Genomic DNA, 19,093 nt, shown 5'->3' with positions numbered 1-19,093 from the left:
TGGTATTCAGAATTTTGGGCGGAGTATTCCGCCTTTTTATGGTGAAAAAAATTTATGGAAAATAATCCTGTCGTAACGCAAATGCGTCAATTGATTCAACTCATTGCGAAACATAATCATGCTTATTATGTGATGGATCAGCCGAGTATTGAAGACAGTGAATATGATCAGTTATTTCACCAACTCAAAGCCTTAGAGCAACAACACCCAGAATTGGCTCAGGCAGATAGCCCAATCAATAAAGTGGGTGGAAAACCACTGTCTAAATTTGAAACCATTACCCATACTGTACCGATGCTGTCCTTGGGCAATGTATTTAATCAGGACGAATTATTTGCCTTTGCTCGCCGTATCGAAGAACGATTGCCCAATCAAAAGATTCAATATGATGTTGAGCTAAAATTTGACGGATTGGCGATTTCGCTCTGGTATGAAAATGGAGTCTTGACACGTGGTGTAACCCGTGGTGATGGTGAAACAGGCGAAGTAATTACGCAAAATGTAAAAACCATTCGTAATTTACCGAAAGTCTTGTCTTCGGATAAAGTGGCAGTGCCACGCTTGTTGGAAGTTCGTGGTGAAGTATTGATGCCAAAAGCTGGCTTTGAGCGACTCAATGCTGAAAATGAAGCGAAAGGCGAAAAGACCTTTGCCAATCCTCGAAATGCTGCGGCTGGTAGTCTACGTCAACTTGATCCAAGTATTGCAGCATCTCGCCCGTTGGCTTTTTATGCTTATGGTATTGCACAATGTGAACCGCATCATGGCATTGAGTCAATGTCAGCGAGTCTTGAATGGTTGACTAACTTTGGCTTTGCTGTGGGAGAACGTCATTTTATTTGTGAAAGTATTCAAGAAGTGCAAGAAAAATATCAGCAAATCAACCAAGAGCGCCCGAACTTAGCGGTTGAAATTGATGGCATGGTGATCAAAGTTGATGATCTTCAACAACAACAAAAGCTGGGCTTTTTAAGTCGTGAACCGCGTTGGGCAACGGCGTATAAGTTTCCTGCAGTTGCAGCATTAACAACAGTTGAAAATATTGATTGGCAAGTCGGACGTACTGGGACTTTAACCCCTGTAGCACGCTTAAATCCCGTGGCTGTGGGGGGGGTAACCGTTTCTAATGTGACTTTGCACAATATTGGTGAAATTCACCGTTTGGACGTTCGTATTGGCGATACGGTCAGTGTCTATCGTAGTGGTGATGTGATTCCCAAAGTTGAAAAAGTATGGTTAGAATTCCGGCCAAATGACGTGACAGAAGTACATTTACCTGAAAATTGTCCAGTATGTTCTTCTCCAGTGGTCATGCCAGAAGGCGAGGCTTTAGCACGTTGCTCAGGTGGTCTATATTGTTCTGCACAACGTATTGAAGCCATTCGTCACTTTGTTTCTCGTAAAGCAATGGATATTGAAGGTCTCGGTGATCGCTGGGTAGAGTCATTATTACATCTTGATTTATTAAAGGATGTCGCCGATATTTACCATTTACATGAGCATCGTGAACAGTTACTGACCATTGAAAAAATGGGTGAAAAATCTGTCCAAAATTTATTGGATGCGATTGAGAACAGTAAGAAAACCACACTTGCTGCATTTATTTATGCCTTGGGTATTCGTGGTGTAGGTGAAACGACAGCACGTATGCTGGCCAACACTTTCCAAACGCTTGATGCGATCCGTCATGCTGATCTTGAAGCATTGAAGAAAACTCCAGATGTTGGTGATATTACGGCTGAGTGGATTGTTGATTTTTTCCAAGCACCACATAATCTTGAAGTGATTGATCGTTTGCTTGCAGCTGGGATTCATTGGGATGCACCAGTTGCACCCACCCGCCAGCCTTTAAATGGTGAGAGTTGGGTGATTACAGGTACATTGGCTACCATGGGGCGTGATGATGCGACTCAAATGCTACAAGCTCTTGGTGCGCGTGTCAGTGGCAGTGTGTCGAGCAAAACCAAATGTGTGGTTGCGGGTGAAAAAGCAGGTTCTAAGCTTGAAAAAGCAGAGAAACTTGGTGTCGCTGTACTGAATGAACAGGAGTTTTTAGCATTAATGGCTGAGTATGGACAGGCATAGATTCGTTTAAATTATCTCTAAAATTACTGTAAAGATACAGGTGTTGTATCTTTACAGTTTTCAAAAATTAAAATCATCAATTCAAGATTGATGTGATAACAAATCAACAAGTCATCATTTTTCAATAGAACTTTTAGTTCTGTATTTACCGATGTATTTCAGAAGTTTGCTTGATCTATCATTAGCATGCTACATGATAATAATTCTTATTCATTTGAATTTTCCATTAAACTTAACTTTAGATGAAAAATTACAATTCTTAACAATAGTGAAAGTGTATATAATAATCATTATCATCTAAAAAGTGTCTTATTATTTATATGAAAAATTTTTCTCGAACATTTCTAGTCAATTCTATTTCAATCGTGCTTTTTGGTGGGGGACTTACACAAACAATCTGGGCAAATAATGAAATTACTGCTTTGCCTACGATTAAAGTCGCTGCTGAAAAGGAACAAGAAAAACCAACATTTGCCAACGGTGCTTTGCAAAAAAATACAGATTTGGGGTCATTGGGAAATAAGAAAATCATAGACACGCCGTTTAGTATCACGTCTTATTCAGCACAATTGATTGAAAATCAACAAGCAAGCACTGCGGGGGAAGTGTTAAAAAATGATGTCAGTATTCGCACCACAACCAATCAAGGACATTTAAATGAAAACTTTAAAATCCGTGGTTTCGATGTCAATCATGAAGATTTAAATTATAACGGCTTTTATGGCGTTGCACCTTATGGTCGGATGCCTACGGAATTTTTAGAGTCAGTGACTGTGCTTAAGGGTCCAAATGCATTGGTTGCAGGTGTTGCACCTACAGGCAGTGTAGGCGGTATTGTGATGGGGCATTCTAAACGGGCAGATCAAGAACTCACTCGAGTTTCTGCATCGTTTCAAGATGAAGGATATTATCAATCAGGCTTTGATGTATCTCGTCGTTTTGGTGAGAACAAAGAGTTTGGTCTGCGTGTGAATGGTGCTTATGCAGATGGTGAACATATCATTGATGGAATGAATGATCGTCAAGCTTTGGGGGCAATTGCTGCGGATTACACCACGGATAAACTAAAGATTAATTTAGATGCTTATGCGGTCAAAGGAAATCGTAAAGGCGGTTCACCTGCAATGGTTGCCATGGGTGGTAAGGGCAGTGTTAATCATGTACTTGCAGCACCTAAAGGGGATTTAAACTACTTTTCAAACTTAGAAGGCAATACCGACAGTCAATTTGTAGGTTTGTCAGGTGAATATAAATTTACCCCTGATATCAAAGCATTTGCAGGCATTGGATATGTAGAAAAATCATATGATGGTCATCTTTTTGGCACACGTATGATTGTCAATAATTTAAATGGAAATGCAACCTCACAATATTATCGAGTGGGATCAAAAGAACATAACACTGCTGCTAATGCAGGCTTTGAAGCAAAATTTGATACAGGGGCGATCAAGCATACTTTGGGATTGCGCACTGATTATTTAACCCGCAAATATTCACAACATAGATCCGCAACCAGTTCAGGGTTTACGACCAATTTATATGAGCCATCAAATACAGGTACAATGCCAACAACTTACCCAGAAATTGTTCCTTATGGTGATAATGAGTATATGAGTTATACCTTAACGGATCAGCTTTCAATGTTGGATGATAAATTACAACTTATTTTAGGTGGACGTTATCAAGATATCGATACTAAGAATCTTGTCAAAAAATCAGCTTATAGTGCAGACAAGCTATCACCAAGTTTGGGGGTTGTCGTCAAACCATTTGGTGAGGATTTATCTTTTTATGCAAGCTATGTCGAGGGTTTAGCTGAGGGGGTAACGGTCTCTGAAATGACCTATCCAACAGCAACAAATAGGGGCGAAACACTTGCACCTTATCAAACCAAGCAATATGAGTTAGGTGTAAAATATCAGTTGGGTTCGTGGTTAAATACTTTGGCACTTTATCAGATTAAAAAGCCTGAGGCTTATCAGGACACCATAAGTAATAAAGTCAAAGATGATGCTGAAACGCGTTCTCGTGGGGTAGAATGGTCATTCTCTGGCAATGTTACAGATACTTTATCTGTGATGGGGAATTTGGCCTATATCGATGCTGAATATGTGAAATCAGCTAAGGTCGCTTTCGAAGGTAATAAAGTATATGGTGTACCCGATTTTACTGCTTCGTTAGGGCTTGATTATGCCATTCCTAATGTTGAGGGGCTTCATATTAATACTCGTGTGAGTTATGTGAGTGAGCAATATTTGAATGAAGAGAATACGTTAGAGCTACCTGACTATACGATTGTTGACTTAGGCGCCCGCTATAAAACCAAACTTGGTGGGGTAAATACCACCTTCCTCGCCAATGTTGATAATGTCGCCAATAAAAAATATTGGGAAGGTGTGTTTAATTCAAACTATGCTTTAGTCGGTGGTGCAAGAACTTATAAAGTCGGTGTAACTTTTGATTTCTAAGCCTTAGCTGATATTGAGCGCTATAAGCCAAAAAGCCTTTTTCATGATTGAAAAAGGCTTTTTTGATTTAACAATCATTTGAGTTGTTATTAAATATATTTCTTTACCACACCGTCATCAAGAAGCTGCTGGAAATGCTCGACTAAACTGATTTCAATATTACGATAACTCATCCCCAATTCTTGTTTGCTTTTATCAGCATTAAAAAAGATAGGGTAGCCCATATTCTTTTCAATAAAATCACGTGAATAGCCAAATACAGGTCCAATGAATTTAAACGCTTTTTTCGGGACTTGGTTGCGTGGAAAAGGAAATTTTTGTCCAAAATTTTGACGTAAAATTTTACCCATTTCCAAGAGGCTGAGTGAACCACCACTAATAACGTAACGTCCAGCTGCATTTTCCTTGAATGCTGCCAAAAGATGTGCATCGGCAACATCACGCACATCTACAATACCATTCCACATCGGTGGGACACCGAGTAAGGTCATGCCGTTGGCAAACTGCTCTAAAACTTCCACACTCCCTGACTGTGTATTTGCGGTCAGTGATGGACCAAGTACCAATGCAGGGTTGACACAGATCAGCGTCCAACGATTTTGTGCTTCCGCCATTTCCCATGCTTTACGCTCTGCCATAACTTTCGAATAAGGGTACGGTTGGTGCGTGGTTGAACTGGTGGTATTCCAGTGAGATTCATCAAACTGATTATGCTGTGTTTTTAAAATATCAATTGCATCGCCATAAGTAGAGGCGATACTTGAGGTCACAATAACGCGTTTGACAGAATCTATTTTATTGACACTATTTAAGACATTTTCCGTGCCTAAAATTGCCGGTTCAATAATATCTTTAACGGCATCTTTATAATTGGTTACAACAAATGGTGAAGCCATATGTAACACAACTTCACAGCCTTGCATGGCTTCATCAAAAGAACCATTTTCTAAAAGGTTAGCTTTAAATAGTTTTAGTGTACCAGAGCTTGCTTGTGCGATTTTCTCTAAATGTGCAAAGCTTTGTTTTTTATTCAGATCACGTACTGTCGCATGCACGGTATAACCTTGCTCAAGTAATTTTTTAATCACCCAACTGGCGATATAGCCTGTTGCACCTGTAACTAGAATGGGTGCTGATGTGTTTCCCTGAGACATTATTTTTTTCCTGCTAATTGTTAATATTCAATATCATAAATATTAAAGTTAAAATTGTCTTGAAATATTAGTATTAAAAAAAGCCAATAAGATAAAGGGATGGGGCTGTCATTGAAAATGAACAGAAAATAGAATAATGAGGATGAATAAGAAGCATTTTTAATGGTTACAAAATAAATCATTTAGAATTTGAAAGAAAAAAATACCAATCAACCATCAGTGCAAGATTGTAAGCAGTTATTTTATATATGGAAAAATGCTTATTCAAATTGCAAATGCGTATGCTTATCATTTTAATTTTATAAAAATCATAAACTTACACATTTTGTCTTTTGCAAATCTTGTGGAATTTGTCCATACTATTGCAAAAGAATGTGGAGTAAGTGAAATGCGTGGCAATCCAGAAGTCATAGACTATCTAAACATGTTGATCGGTGGCGAACTGGCTGCTCGTGATCAGTATCTTATTCATTCACGTATGTATGAAGATTGGGGCTTAAGCAAAATTTATGAACGTATTGATCATGAAATGCAAGAAGAAGCTTCACATGCAGATTCTTTAATTCGCCGCGTACTTTTCCTTGAAGGTACGCCGAACATGAATCGTGACGATATTGTCACAGGTGAAGATGTTGTAACTTGTTTAAAAGCCGATTTGGCATTGGAATATCATGTGCGTGAAAAACTGGCGCAAGGCGTAAAGCTATGTGAAGAAAAAGGCGATTACGTGACCCGTGATATGCTTCGTCAACAAATGAACGATACTGAAGAAGATCATACTTACTGGCTTGAAAAACAATTAGGTTTGATTGAGCTAATTGGTTTACAGAATTATATTCAATCTCAAATGTAAGACACACTAAGCTTCTTGCTTAAGGTGAGACGTTTTAGATTAAAAAAGCCTTTAGACATTCATCTAAAGGCTTTTTTTATACTTCAGTCTTCATTTTTTTGAAAACTTCTGAATATCCGCTAAAACTTGATCAGCATGGGTTTGAGTATTTACACTACTATAGTGATAAACAATTGTTCCTTGTGGATCAATCAAAAAAGTTTCTCGTTTTGCTATTTTGGCGATACCTAAGTTTCGGATAATTCCAAATTGGTCTGCGAGTTGATGATTACTATCGGCAAGAATTGGAAAATTTAGTCCCAGCTTTTCGGAGAATTTTTGATGAGATTTCACATCATCCAAACTTACACCGAGTACCACCGCATTGTTTTTTATAAATTGTGGGTAGAGTGATTTAAACTGATTGGCCTCTTGAGTACAGCCAGGTGAATCATCTTTTGGGTAAAAATATAAAACAACCCATTTACCTTTATATTGACTCAGATCATGCCATTTTGAATTTTGATCTTGTAGTTTAAAACTTGGTGCAGGCTTACCTACCCATTGCTTTTGGTTGGAATCCAGTTTGGAGAGGATAGAGCTTTCCGCATGGCTGGGCGTGTTCAATACGCATAAAGCTGAAACGGAAAGTAAGCTAATACTGAACAGTCGTGATAATTTCATGACAAACACTTTCCTAAATTGATCCTGATTTGATCTTAGCAAATTTTAAGGTTTTGCCGGTATGTAAAATGTTTTGCAATTGTTCACATGCTATTTACGATGAAAGTACATTTAAAATAAATAGGACGTAGAATTATGGACGTTGGTGCAGTATTGATTCAATTAAAAGTGGCCATGATGGACGATGTTATTACATGGCAAAATGAGTTGAATAGGCGTAAGCATGAAGCGATTGAAACACTTCAGGCTGAAGGTGTGCATATTGAATCATGGATCCATGTGGAACTCGATGGACTAGATTATTTGATTGCTTATACTCGTGCAGATGATATTGCAAAAGCACATGAAATTTCGAAAAAAAGTCAGTTTGCAATCGATCAAGTACATCAGCGATTTAAACGCACTTGGCAAAAAGTCATTCCAGCTAACTTATTGGTCGATTTACAAGATCAGAAATAGTTGTAAGTCTGATTGTCCTTCAATTTTAAGCATGATCTAATAAAACATCTTTACAGTTTTATAGTGATTTAAATTGAATCAATGTATTTTGCTGATCACCGGTTGGGGCGGTGGAACCAACCTACTCCATGCTTTACAACAGGTTCTACAACAGCAAGGCCATGAAGTTGTATTAATCAATATCTTTAATGCATTGGATGAAAGTGTCTTACAACAGCATGTGGAAATAGCCAAAGATTTTGATGTGATTTGTGGTTGGTCTTTAGGGGGGCAATTGGCGACTTTGTTAGTCAAGCAAATTGAACAGCAATATCAACAGCAAAAAGTCTTGATTACACTGGCTTCTAATCCTTGTTTCGTAGCAAATGCTGAATGGCAAACCGCAATGAGCCAAGCAATGTTTCATAACTTTAAACAGTCCTTTGAACATGATGCGATAGCGACATTAAAGAAATTTGGTTTTATGGTTTGCCAGGGTACCGCAACCACACGAGAAGATTTTGTACATTTGCAAAGTTTGGTTCAGCCACAAAATTTAGAGTTACTGAAACAGGGTTTGGCCTGTCTTGAACAATTAAATAATGTGGCTATCTTAAATAACTATGCAGGCAAACAGTATCATATATTTGCTCAACAGGATTTCTTAGTTAGTCACAAAGTCTATGAGAAATTTAAAAATTTCACAGCAAAGTTTTTAGATGTTGAGCTGGTCAATGGTTCACATGGTGTTCCAGTTTTTGATTTTTTAAGTCTAAGTGACAAAATCTGCCAATATTTACAAAAAATAGAATAAATCTATGGATCAGTGGTGAATCTCGCAATTTATTTTTATTGCGCGCAGGTTTAACATCGCTAAACTGTTTTTTGCTGTAATTGTAATGCACATGGAGTGAACGGATGACCGATTTAAACAATGGGTTTGATGATGTCAATCTTGAACAATCAAAGTTAGATGATCTGGACTTTGATCGGCAACATATTTGGCATCCATATACTTCTATGACCAATCCGTTACCGACCTTCAAGGTTAAAAAAGCCTATGCTGCAACTATTGAACTTGAAGATGGCCGCCAATTGATAGATGGGATGTCTTCGTGGTGGTGTGCCATTCATGGTTATAACCATCCTGAGTTGAATCAAGCGGTGACAGATCAGTTAAAGGATATGTCACATATCATGTTTGGTGGATTTACCCATGATCCTGCGATTCAGCTTGGAAAATTACTGGTTCAACTGACCCCGCCTAATTTAGATAAAGTGTTCTTTGCCGATTCTGGTTCTGTCGCTGTAGAAGTGGCATTAAAGATGGCGGTACAGTTTTGGTCTTCACAGGGCTATACAGAGAAAACTAATTTTGTCACTCCGCGATCTGGCTATCATGGCGATACTTGGAATGCGATGTCTGTATGTGACCCTGTAACAGGCATGCATCAAATTTTTGGTTCAAGTTTGCCCAATCGCTTATTTGTTCCAGCACCCCAAGTCGGATTCTATGAGCAATGGGATCAAAGTGATATTACTGAACTTGAGAAAAGCTTGGCTGAACAACATGCAACGATTGCAGGTTTAATTCTTGAACCGATTGTGCAAGGTGCGGGAGGGATGCGTTTTTACCATCCTGAATATTTGCGTCAAGCCAAACTACTTTGTGAAAAATACAATGTTCTGCTGATTTTTGACGAAATCGCTACGGGTTTTGGGCGTACAGGGAAACTATTTGCTTGGGAGCATGCACAAGTTGAACCTGACATTATGTGTATCGGTAAAAGTTTAACCGGTGGCTATATGACGCTTTCTGCGACATTAACCACCAAACATATTGCTGAAACGATAAGTCAGGGTGAAGTGGGGGTGTTTATGCATGGCCCAACCTTTATGGCAAATCCCTTGGCATGCGCGGTTGCTGTCAAAAGTACACAATTATTAATTTCTCAAGATTGGCAGAGCAATATTCAACGAATTGAAGCTCAGCTTAGACATGCTTTACAGCCCTTACAGTCCTTTAATCATGTTCATGACGTGCGAGTTCTTGGTGCGATAGGGGTGGTTGAATTGACTGTGAATGTCGATATGAAAACCTTACAGCAGGAGTTTGTACGTCGTGGTATCTGGATACGACCATTTGGTAAATTGGTCTATGTTATGCCTCCATATATCATCACAGCACAAGAATTACAAACTTTACTTGAGCAATTGGTTGAGGTGGTCAAGGCTATGGAGCAAAGCGCATGAGCTTGATCAATACACATCTTGAACATTTTTCACAGCAGCTTGATGGGCTTAAGCAGCAAGGCAATTTACGCCAATTTCGTTCGAATGTTCAGCAAGGTCGCTATATCTGCCTTGATCAGCATCAAATGCTCAATTTGGCTTCAAATGATTATCTAGGATTGGCATCTGATCTCACATTACGTGAACAGTTTTTTGATGAAACACCCCATGATCAACGACGAATGAGTTCTTCATCCTCACGTTTGTTGACGGGAAATTTTCCAGAATATGAACTACTTGAAAATAGTTTAAGTCAGGCTTTCCATGGTCGGGCGGCATTGTTATTTAACAGCGGTTATCATATGAATATTGGTATTTTACCTGCACTTGCAGACAGTAAAACGCTGATTCTGGCAGATAAATTGATTCATGCCAGTATGATTGATGGCATTCGTTTATCCTCAGCCAAATATGTACGTTATCGCCATAATGATTTAAATCATTTGACTCAGCTTTTACAAAAATATCATGCAGATGAGGCTTTTGAGCGCATTATCGTGGTGACTGAGTCGATTTTTAGTATGGATGGCGATGAAACTGACTTAGCAGCATTGGTGAGTATTAAGCAACAATTTTCAAAAGTCATGCTCTATGTCGACGAAGCACATGCAATTGGGGTGCGTGGTGAGCAGGGCTTAGGTTGTGCTGAACAATATACAGTGATTGATGATATTGATCTACTTGTGGGGACTTTTGGTAAGGCAATCGCTTCGGTTGGCGGTTATTTAATTTGTCATGCGGTAATTCGGGAATATTTGATTAATTCTATGCGCCCTTTGATTTTCAGTACTGCACAACCGCCAATGTGTATGGCATGGACAAACTTTATTTTTCAAAAAGTTTTAGGCTTAGATCAGCGCCGTCAACATTTACAATCTAAAAGTCAGTATCTACAACAGGCTGTTCAAAACAAAGGTTTTGAGTGCCCCTCAACATCACATATTGTTCCTATTATTCTGGGTGATTCGATTAAAACGGTTGAAAAAGCCAAAGCCTTACAAGATGAGGGTTTTTATATTATGCCTGTACGTCCTCCGACTGTGCCGCAACACAGCTCACGTCTACGAATTTGCTTAACTGCTCAAATCACCCAAGCTGATCTAGATCAGCTGATTCCGTTGTTGTGAGTTGAATGTGACCCCCCCAGAAATTGATAAATCACAGGTTGCCTTGCGTTTTGCACAGGCAGGGCAGAGCTATACCGAGCATGCAGTTGTGCAAAAGAGTATTGCACAACAACTGTTTAATTTAATAAGTGAATATTGCCCAGCACAATATGAAAATGTGTTTGAAATCGGTTGTGGTTCAGGAAATTTAACTGAGCTTTTACTGCAAAATTTTCAAATTAAACATTTGATTTTAAATGATCTATATCCGGAAGTTCAGCAGCATTTTCCTGCGGATAAACCGATTAAATATCGGATTGGCGATATAGAGCAGCTTGAATTTCCAAAACATTTAGACTTAATTAGCTCAAGTTCGGTTTTACAATGGATGAGTGATTTAAATGGTATTTTTCAACAAGCCTTTCATCATTTAAATCCTAATGCGTATTTTTGTTTTTCAACTTTTGGACAGCATAATTTACTGGAAATTAAAAGCTTAACGGGGCAAGGTCTGAATTACTTATCTCTTGACGATCTGCAACAACAATTAAAGCGAAATGGTTTTGAAATTCTACATATTTCCGAGCAAATTGAGCATCTCAATTTTCCACATCCCAAATATATTTTGCAGCATTTAAAAGCCACAGGAGTGACTGCGACAGCATCTGGCTTTAGATGGACAAAGCAGAGTCTCTCCGATTTTTATCATCACTATCAACAGTTTTCACAGGCTGATCAGTCAGGCAATATACGCTACTCACTGACTTATCATCCTATTTATTGTATTTTGCGGAGAATGTCATGACTGGATCGGTTTACTTTATCAGTGGAATAGATACCGGAATTGGCAAAACCTATACCACGGGGTATTTAGCCAAATTATGGAATGAGCAGGGTCAGAAAACCATTACTCAGAAATTAATCCAAACTGGTAATACCGATATTTCAGAAGATATCGAACAACATCGTGAGATTATGGGAATGGGGTGGTTTCCAGAGGATGAAACCAAGCTGACTATGCCTGAAATCTTTAGCTATCCCGCATCTCCTCATTTAGCCAGCAAAATTGACGGACGTGAGGTTGATTTTCAAAAAATTGCAGATGCAACTCAACAACTTACAGAAAAGTATGATGTTGTCTTGTTAGAGGGTGCGGGTGGATTGATGGTACCCCTAACAACTACTTTGCTTTCAATTGATTATGTGGCAGAGAAAAAGTTTCCTGTGATTTTAGTCAGTTCAGGGCGATTGGGTAGCATTAACCATACTATTTTGAGTTTAGAAGCTTTAAAAAATCGTGGGTTAGAACTTTATGCACTTGCTTATAATTTAAATGATGAATCTCAGGATGCTGTCATTTCAAAAGATACTGCAGAATTTTTAAAGCATCATTTAATGAAACATTTTCCGAACAGTGCATGGATTGATATTCCAGTAATCTCTTAATTTGATTTCTTAATTGAGTGCTGAGACACAAGATTCACTATTTTGATTCTCTGTGTTTTTATTGCTTAAAAATTTGAATGCTTTAAAAAAGCGATGTGTATAAAAGGTAATCCTGATGAGTTTTAAAATTCAAATTGAGTTATTTAAAGAACTTGAAATAACTTACCTTGATTTTGAAAGTAATGCGGCGACACAAATCTTGAGTAGTTTTGATCAGATTGATTGGATGCAGCAAGCTGTATGGGGATACATGGAAGAGCACAATGGTGATTTTCCATTTTTTCAGATTGAGCATATTCAAACTGGACGTAAGTTTGGTGGATTATTTGTGGTTTATAGTCGCAATGAATTTAACTTTAATACACATGCTGAGCTCTACCAAAAGCAACAAAAATCGCATTTGTTTGGGCTATTTAAATCTGAAGCGATGCCAAGTTTTGATAATGATGATGTTCCTTTTGCTGTATTTCGAGATTGTTTAGAAAATTTTTTACGTGGCAATGATGTTGAAATAGAGCGTTTAATGAAAACAGTCTATCCAAGTTATACCAATACTGGTTTTTTTGATCATTAAACTTGGAATCAAAATTTAAAGTCATTTTTTGATGGCTTTAAAATTTTATATGATTTTGATAATAAAATGAATTTTCGTAATTTGGGTTTTGTGGCAATGCAGGATTACATAAAGAATAAAGTTATAACAAATTAATCTTTTTTAAACATGCAAAGTCATTTATATTTCATATCAGTAGCGTACTTTATGTTCAATCAGCGCTGTGAAATAAAATAAACCGAAAATAATGAAGAGGTGAAGCATGTCAGGATGGTATGAAATTAGTCAAGCTAAAGATGGTCAATATCGCTTTGTATTAAAAGCCGGAAATGGGGAAATTATTCTCACCAGCGAGCTTTATAAAGCTAAAGCTTCTGCACAAAATGGGATTGCATCCGTGCAAAAAAATAGCCCTGATGATGCGCGTTATGATCGTTTAGAAGCGAAAAATGGTAAACCTTATTTCAACTTAAAAGCAGCAAATCATCAAATTATCGGAACAAGTCAATTCTATTCAGGCGATGCTGCTCGAGATAATGGTATTGAGTCAGTTAAGAAAAATGGTCTATCAGAGAAAGTAAAAGATTTAACAGAACAGGCATAGGATCAGCAATAAATTACCCACATCAATCACTAAAAGCATGTCATTGCAATGATGTGCTTTTTTTTGAACCAAAAACAAACGATAAAAAAATGTATTATTAAGTTGTATAGAATAATTACCCTAATCACAATATATTCGCTTTAGGTCGGTATCGGTTTAGAGAGTTTATCTATATTTTTGGCTTTGAATTTCTCCTTATACTCAACAGTTAATATGATTTTTTTTCATGATCTTTTATGATTTTTTTAAAGCTTTTTAAAAGTTTAAATATGTTAGGCTAACTTCAATATTAAATAAAAGGAGAATGATTATTTAATAAAAGATTCAACATTAATTAAAATTATTATTAACTTTAATTAATGAGTTTTTAAAGTATTATTAATCAAATTAAGAGGTAAGTTTTTGATGATGAAAGACTAACTTAATATATCTATTTGTATTATTGAGTGATTTATTTTTGTGAAAGGTTTTGTTTATCTCTAAGCATAATATTGTTGTTTTATAAACTGATTAAATCGAATTAAGTAACTGTGATATTTGATTTAAATTGATTATGCTGGAAAAAATAAACAAAAAACTTCACATAATACTTATTAAGTGTTAAATTCATCACAAACAAGAATAATGAGGTTTTATGATGAAAATAGCAATCGATGGTAATGTGAAAATTGCTGACGAGATAATATCTCAAATTGAATTATGGGATGCTGCTGTTCTTGGTAATAAAATTGATCATCTCTTAGATCAATGTGCCGATGATGTCAATATGTTTGATGTGAGTATACAATTAGACGGTGTTGATGCATACAAAAAAGAATGGGAGAAGTTCAGTCCATATTTTAGTGAAAATGTGCAGATTGTACGTCGAAATATGAAAATTTATGTATCAAACGATTTAGCTGTATTGCATTGCCATTCAAAAGTGGAGAATGCTGTGCTTAAAGAAAAGATACAGATGCCATGGTGCCGAACGACATTATGCCTTAAAAAGAAAGGAGGCCAATGGTTAGTGGTTCATCAACATATTTCTATGCCAATTGATATGAGCACTGGTAAAGCCATCGTGATCAAGGATATTTCTAAATTGAAATTAGTGGTTTAGCCCATTAGATTTATTCGTTATTAAGCCCTTTGATTGGGCTTTTTATTGATAAATTTTTAAATTTTTCCGATACATTTTGGATCATTAACAAAATTGTCAAAAGAACTCAGTTTTTTACTTGAATGAAAGCTAGAGTTTTGAAAAAATCATGATAATAATCCCAATAATGTGAAAATAATGCCAAATTCATTATTTGTAAAATATGGGTGGTTAAAGCCACTTGCTCCACGAAATCCGCACGAACCACATCGCGCAGCAACCTCATTAGAATTATTATTTGACTTAATTTTTGTCGTAGCCATTGCCACAGCAGGGCAACAATTACACCATAGCATTATCGAAAATCATTTATCCCATGGCTTAACACTTTATTTTATGGTGTTTTTTGCATTGTGGTGGGCATGGATGAACTTTAGCTGGTTTGCATCTGCCTATGACAATGATGATGTATTTTATCGAATCATGACCTTTGTGCAGATTATTGGTTCACTTGTGATTGCAGCAGGGATACCTAGCGCATTTCAACAACAAGATTTTGATGTGATCATTATTGGTTATGTCATCATGCGTTTGGGCCTCGTTACACAATGGTTTCGTGTTGCTAAAAATGATCCTGAGCGTAAACAAACAGCATTGAGATATGCAACTGGTATTATCATCGTACAGATTGGCTGGTTACTTTTTCATTTTACGCCGATCAATTTCACCCTTTATTTGTTTCTACTTTTGGTGGTCGCTGAACTGACTGTGCCAATCTTTGCTGAAGCACATAATATGACGCCTTGGCATCCACATCATATTTCCGAGCGTTATGCCTTACTTACGATTATTGTCCTTGGTGAATCGATCATTGGTAGTTTTGCTGCAATTTCTGATGCATTAAACAATCAGTTATTAAGCCAAGAGTTAATCTTTTTGATGATTGGTGGGCTACTCATTATGTTTACTATGTGGTGGGCTTATTTTGATCATGATGTTGCTGAACGACTCAATAGCCGTAAGCGTGCATTTTCATGGGGCTATGGTCATTTTTTTATTTTCGTGAGTATTGCAGCTCTTGGCGCAGGTTTAGCTGCTGCCGTGGATGTTGTGACGCATAAAGCCGAAATCTCGGCTGACATTGTTAGCTATTTTGTTGCAATCTCTTTGATTGTCTATACTGCGAGCCTTTGGTTATTGCAGGAAATTCACCATCTTTCAGGGATTAAGAAATGGTTTTATCCAATTACAGCAGCCATCGTACTCTGTATTCCGATGATATTTACCCAAGTGGGTTATGCTGTTTTTGCTATGGCAATTGTTTATGCGCTACGTTTGATTTTTTCAAAATGTTATTTGGCAAGATAATAAATTAATTGGATTCTGAGCAATGGGATTTCATGATTTTTATCGTTTGAGTTCGCACGCTGTGATTTTTAATGAAAATCGACAAGTCTTATTGTTGAAAGCGACTTATGCTGATTGTGCATGGGGTTTACCTGGTGGTGGATTGGATCAAGGTGAAACAGTGCATGAAGCGCTAATTCGTGAATGCCAAGAAGAATTAGGTTGTGAAGTTTCGATCGAATATTTATCAGGGGTTTATTATCATTCTGCAGTAAATTCCCACGCATTTATGTTTAAGTGTACATTGCAGAGCGATCAGCCAATCAATTTAAGTGATGAGCATTCAGAGTATCGATGGTTTGATTTTGACCAACTTTCACCTGTGCAAAAAATTCGTATTGAAGATTGTTTTCATTTTGATGGTCAGGTAAAGAGCAGGGCATTTTAAGGATTGGATATCGCTATCAAACAGGGGATAGAATATCCGTCTCATTCAAAAAGCAGATTCACTTTCAGACAATGGTATGGGTTTAAATAAAGCAATAAAAAACAGGCCATCAAGACCTGTTTTTTATTTACCTCAATTTAAGATTATTTATCTGGTAATGCATAAGCAACGATAGAGTCACCCATTTTGGTACCAAATGAACCATGACCACCCGCCATGATCACAACGTATTGTTTACCATTGCTTTCATAGGTCATCGGTGTTGCTTGCCCACCCGCAGGTAGACGACCTTTCCACAGCTCATCACCATTGCTGACATTGATCGCTCGGATGTAATCATCTTGAGTCGCACCAATGAACATCACATTACCCGCAGTTGAGATCGAACCACCTAACATTGGCACACCCATTTTAAATGGTGGCAATGGAATACCTGGCATACTGTCACGAATTGTACCAATACGACGTTTCCAAGCAACATCATGCGTTTTCAAATCTACACCAGCAACATAACCCCATGCAGGTTGTTTGCATGGTAAGCCAAATGGTGAAAGGAATGCACTGATTTCAACACCGTAAGGAACACCGTACATGGGTTGAACACCCGCTTCTGTGCCTGCACCTTTAGCTGTTTGTTTACGGTTAGGATCAGCAGGAATCAATCGACTGACAAAAGGTAGGCCAATTGGATTCATGACTGCGATTTGACGATCAGGGTTAAGTGATAAGCCACCCCATTCAAATACACCCAAGTTACCAGGGAAAACTAAAGTTCCGTTTTCTGAAGGTGGGGTATAAATACCGTCATAATTTAACTTGTGGAATGACACACGACAAATTAACTGGTCAAACATGGTTGCACCCCACATTTGTTTATCCGTTAATTTTTCTTGAGGAGCTAAGTTAAAGTCTGAGAACGGTTGTGTTGGAGAATAAAACTCACCTTTAGTTTGCGGACCACGTTTTACACTTTGTGGTACTGGACGTTCGTTAATCGGTACAATTGCTTTACCATTACGGCGGTCCAAAACAAAGGCATTTCCTGTTTTAGTCAATACATAGATTGCTGGAACAGTTTGCCCAGTTTTATCTTTGATATCCGCTAAGGTTGGTTGTGATGGTACATCCATATCCCATAAATCATGGTGAGTTGTTTGGAAGTTCCAGATCAATTTACCTGTTGTAGCATTGATTGCTAGCATTGAGTTTGCATAACGTTCATGCAGTTTTGTACGGTTACCACCCCAAATATCTGGTGTACCTACACCTGTTGGTACATAAACGATATCGAGTTTTGCATCATATGCCAGCGGAGCCCATGCATTCGGTGAGTTTTGGACATATTTCTGACCAGGACCCGGAATCTGATTCGGATTTTCAGCACCAGTATCAAATACCCAAAGCAATGCACCTGTATTTACATCATAACCACGGATAACACCAGAAGGCTCTTGAGTAGAATAGTTATCAGTTGTTGAACCACCAATAATAATGGTAGTGCCTGTTACAACTGGAGGTGATGTTGGAATATAACCACCTGGATAAGGGAATGGCATGTCTTTCTGTAAATCAACTTCACCGTTATGACCAAAGTCAGAACATGCTTTACCTGTTTCAGCGTTTACAGCAACAATACGACCATCATTGACTGGTAAAATAACTTTACGAGGACATTCTGTAGAAGCCGATTTTTTAGCTTGTAAACTTGCAGCGAACCCAACGGTATTATCTGAATCGTAATAAGAAACACCACGACAAGTTAAATGTTGGAAAGTATTATCGGCTTTGAGTTTAGGATCAAATACCCATTTCTCTTTACCTGTAGAAGGATCAAGAGAAACCAATTTTTGGTGTGTTGTACACAGGTACATGTTGTTACCGATTTTAATCGGTGTGACTTGATTGGTCGTCTCGCCTGAGTCATTTTCCGTCTTGACTTCGCCTGTACGATAGGTCCAAGCAACTTTAAGATCTTTAACATTCTCTGAGTTGATTTGGTTCAGAGGCGAATAGCGTAAACCTGATTGAGTCCGACCATAAGCTGGCCAGTCTGCATCTGCAATACCATCAATCGCTGCTGGTGTTGGCTGTTTACTGGTTAATGTCCCACGAATTTCTTGTGGATCATTAAAGATAGAATAAGCCATAACCGCTATGGTGATCGCCAATGTACCTGAGAGTGCAATTTTAGCACCTTTGGCATCGAAACCACGTGTCACTGCTGGAATGAGTAGCCATAAGCCAAACACACCTAAAATATCTAAACGCGGTGCAAGCGCGAAGAAGTCTGAACCGACTTCCCATAATCCCCAGACAACTGTGCCGAGTACTAATGCTGAATAGACGTATAAAGCAGAACTATTTAATTTGCGTAATAAGATTGCTGTTGCAATGAAAAGTATACCGGCAATGATGTAGTACCAAGACCCACCCAGTGCTGCCAGCCATACTCCGCCGCCTAATAGAACTACACCGAAAACAATTGCAATCACAACTGTTAGGGTTCTGAGTCCTGAAGATGGAGTTTGCATATTGACCACCTATCTATTTGATTA

The 19,093-nt window shown here is 37.9% G+C and carries 17 protein-coding genes; 14 read left to right on the top strand and 3 right to left on the bottom strand.

Annotation, left to right across the window (positions count from 1 at the left end):
• The first annotated feature begins 54 nt into the window (after window positions 1–54).
• Window positions 55–2,085: an NAD-dependent DNA ligase LigA gene (ligA, locus tag AC4CUY_RS17515; protein WP_490774510.1), complete on the top strand. Its 2,031-nt coding sequence runs from the start codon at window positions 55–57 to the stop codon at window positions 2,083–2,085.
• Window positions 2,086–2,405: 320 nt separating this feature from the next.
• The gene (locus AC4CUY_RS17510) at window positions 2,406–4,553 is read left to right on the top strand and encodes a TonB-dependent receptor (protein ID WP_419328385.1); all 2,148 of its coding nucleotides are present in this window, start codon (window positions 2,406–2,408) and stop codon (window positions 4,551–4,553) included.
• 89 nt (window positions 4,554–4,642) lie between these two features.
• Here the strand turns inward: AC4CUY_RS17510 and AC4CUY_RS17505 are convergent, their stop codons facing one another.
• Window positions 4,643–5,707, bottom strand: coding sequence for an SDR family oxidoreductase (locus AC4CUY_RS17505; RefSeq protein WP_336954343.1), 1,065 nt, complete (start codon window positions 5,705–5,707; stop codon window positions 4,643–4,645).
• Window positions 5,708–6,095: 388 nt separating this feature from the next.
• Here AC4CUY_RS17505 and ftn point away from each other — a divergent pair, with 388 nt between their 5' ends.
• The gene (gene ftn, locus AC4CUY_RS17500; RefSeq protein WP_336954344.1) at window positions 6,096–6,560 is read left to right on the top strand and encodes a heteropolymeric bacterioferritin subunit Ftn; all 465 of its coding nucleotides are present in this window, start codon (window positions 6,096–6,098) and stop codon (window positions 6,558–6,560) included.
• Between the two features lie 90 nt (window positions 6,561–6,650).
• On the opposite strand, the gene AC4CUY_RS17495 is transcribed toward ftn, so the two are convergent.
• Window positions 6,651–7,223, bottom strand: a complete 573-nt coding sequence (locus AC4CUY_RS17495; RefSeq protein WP_336954345.1) for a peroxiredoxin — start codon at window positions 7,221–7,223, stop codon at window positions 6,651–6,653.
• A 135-nt stretch (window positions 7,224–7,358) separates the two neighbouring features.
• Here AC4CUY_RS17495 and AC4CUY_RS17490 point away from each other — a divergent pair, with 135 nt between their 5' ends.
• From AC4CUY_RS17490 to AC4CUY_RS17440, 11 genes are all read left to right on the top strand, one after another.
• A complete protein-coding gene (locus tag AC4CUY_RS17490) occupies window positions 7,359–7,682 on the top strand; it encodes a DUF6176 family protein (protein ID WP_490774509.1) in 324 nt (107 codons plus the stop codon).
• 73 nt (window positions 7,683–7,755) lie between these two features.
• Entirely contained in the window at window positions 7,756–8,475 is a 720-nt protein-coding gene (locus AC4CUY_RS17485; protein ID WP_336954347.1) for an alpha/beta hydrolase family protein, read from the top strand.
• Window positions 8,476–8,579: 104 nt separating this feature from the next.
• Window positions 8,580–9,914: an adenosylmethionine--8-amino-7-oxononanoate transaminase gene (bioA, locus tag AC4CUY_RS17480; RefSeq protein WP_336954348.1), complete on the top strand. Its 1,335-nt coding sequence runs from the start codon at window positions 8,580–8,582 to the stop codon at window positions 9,912–9,914.
• Window positions 9,911–11,080, top strand: a complete 1,170-nt coding sequence (locus AC4CUY_RS17475) for an 8-amino-7-oxononanoate synthase (RefSeq protein ID WP_336954349.1) — start codon at window positions 9,911–9,913, stop codon at window positions 11,078–11,080. Before bioA ends, AC4CUY_RS17475 begins: the two co-directional genes overlap by 4 nt.
• Before the next feature lie 7 nt (window positions 11,081–11,087).
• On the top strand, window positions 11,088–11,864 hold the full coding sequence (gene bioC, locus AC4CUY_RS17470) for a malonyl-ACP O-methyltransferase BioC (RefSeq protein ID WP_336954350.1): 777 nt from the start codon (window positions 11,088–11,090) through the stop codon (window positions 11,862–11,864).
• Complete coding sequence (gene bioD / locus AC4CUY_RS17465) at window positions 11,861–12,505, top strand: dethiobiotin synthase (RefSeq protein ID WP_336954352.1); 645 nt, start codon at window positions 11,861–11,863, stop codon at window positions 12,503–12,505. The genes bioC and bioD overlap by 4 nt, the downstream gene beginning before the upstream one ends.
• Window positions 12,506–12,620: 115 nt before the next feature.
• Complete coding sequence (locus tag AC4CUY_RS17460; RefSeq protein ID WP_336954353.1) at window positions 12,621–13,079, top strand: hypothetical protein; 459 nt, start codon at window positions 12,621–12,623, stop codon at window positions 13,077–13,079.
• Window positions 13,080–13,320: 241 nt separating this feature from the next.
• Entirely contained in the window at window positions 13,321–13,662 is a 342-nt protein-coding gene (locus tag AC4CUY_RS17455) for a YegP family protein (protein ID WP_336954354.1), read from the top strand.
• A gap of 637 nt (window positions 13,663–14,299) precedes the next feature.
• Complete coding sequence (locus AC4CUY_RS17450) at window positions 14,300–14,764, top strand: YybH family protein (protein ID WP_336954398.1); 465 nt, start codon at window positions 14,300–14,302, stop codon at window positions 14,762–14,764.
• Between the two features lie 177 nt (window positions 14,765–14,941).
• Window positions 14,942–16,111: a low temperature requirement protein A gene (locus AC4CUY_RS17445; protein ID WP_336954355.1), complete on the top strand. Its 1,170-nt coding sequence runs from the start codon at window positions 14,942–14,944 to the stop codon at window positions 16,109–16,111.
• A gap of 22 nt (window positions 16,112–16,133) precedes the next feature.
• On the top strand, window positions 16,134–16,538 hold the full coding sequence (locus AC4CUY_RS17440) for an NUDIX hydrolase (RefSeq protein WP_336954356.1): 405 nt from the start codon (window positions 16,134–16,136) through the stop codon (window positions 16,536–16,538).
• Between the two features lie 143 nt (window positions 16,539–16,681).
• On the opposite strand, the gene AC4CUY_RS17435 is transcribed toward AC4CUY_RS17440, so the two are convergent.
• Complete coding sequence (locus AC4CUY_RS17435) at window positions 16,682–19,069, bottom strand: glucose/quinate/shikimate family membrane-bound PQQ-dependent dehydrogenase (protein WP_490774508.1); 2,388 nt, start codon at window positions 19,067–19,069, stop codon at window positions 16,682–16,684.
• Between the last annotated feature and the right edge of the window lie 24 nt (window positions 19,070–19,093).

It is taken from the genome of Acinetobacter sp. 778_lipA, from assembly GCF_058242985.1.
The sequence above is the reverse complement of the archived record's forward strand: the minus strand, read 5'-3'. Positions and strand labels throughout refer to the sequence as shown.

Bases quoted from the DNA above. Each gene is read 5' to 3' on its own strand.
- AC4CUY_RS17445 (WP_336954355.1), top strand. From the start codon at position 14,942: ATGCCAAATTCATTATTTGTAAAATATGGGTGGTTAAAGCCACTTGCT.
- AC4CUY_RS17435 (WP_490774508.1), bottom strand. From the start codon at position 19,069: ATGCAAACTCCATCTTCAGGACTCAGAACCCTAACAGTTGTGATTGCA.
- AC4CUY_RS17475 (WP_336954349.1), top strand. From the start codon at position 9,911: ATGAGCTTGATCAATACACATCTTGAACATTTTTCACAGCAGCTTGAT.
- AC4CUY_RS17510 (WP_419328385.1), top strand. From the start codon at position 2,406: ATGAAAAATTTTTCTCGAACATTTCTAGTCAATTCTATTTCAATCGTG.
- AC4CUY_RS17450 (WP_336954398.1), top strand. From the start codon at position 14,300: ATGAAAATAGCAATCGATGGTAATGTGAAAATTGCTGACGAGATAATA.
- AC4CUY_RS17495 (WP_336954345.1), bottom strand. From the start codon at position 7,223: ATGAAATTATCACGACTGTTCAGTATTAGCTTACTTTCCGTTTCAGCT.
- ftn (WP_336954344.1), top strand. From the start codon at position 6,096: ATGCGTGGCAATCCAGAAGTCATAGACTATCTAAACATGTTGATCGGT.
- bioD (WP_336954352.1), top strand. From the start codon at position 11,861: ATGACTGGATCGGTTTACTTTATCAGTGGAATAGATACCGGAATTGGC.
- AC4CUY_RS17505 (WP_336954343.1), bottom strand. From the start codon at position 5,707: ATGTCTCAGGGAAACACATCAGCACCCATTCTAGTTACAGGTGCAACA.
- bioA (WP_336954348.1), top strand. From the start codon at position 8,580: ATGACCGATTTAAACAATGGGTTTGATGATGTCAATCTTGAACAATCA.
- ligA (WP_490774510.1), top strand. From the start codon at position 55: ATGGAAAATAATCCTGTCGTAACGCAAATGCGTCAATTGATTCAACTC.
- AC4CUY_RS17460 (WP_336954353.1), top strand. From the start codon at position 12,621: ATGAGTTTTAAAATTCAAATTGAGTTATTTAAAGAACTTGAAATAACT.
- AC4CUY_RS17440 (WP_336954356.1), top strand. From the start codon at position 16,134: ATGGGATTTCATGATTTTTATCGTTTGAGTTCGCACGCTGTGATTTTT.
- AC4CUY_RS17490 (WP_490774509.1), top strand. From the start codon at position 7,359: ATGGACGTTGGTGCAGTATTGATTCAATTAAAAGTGGCCATGATGGAC.
- AC4CUY_RS17455 (WP_336954354.1), top strand. From the start codon at position 13,321: ATGTCAGGATGGTATGAAATTAGTCAAGCTAAAGATGGTCAATATCGC.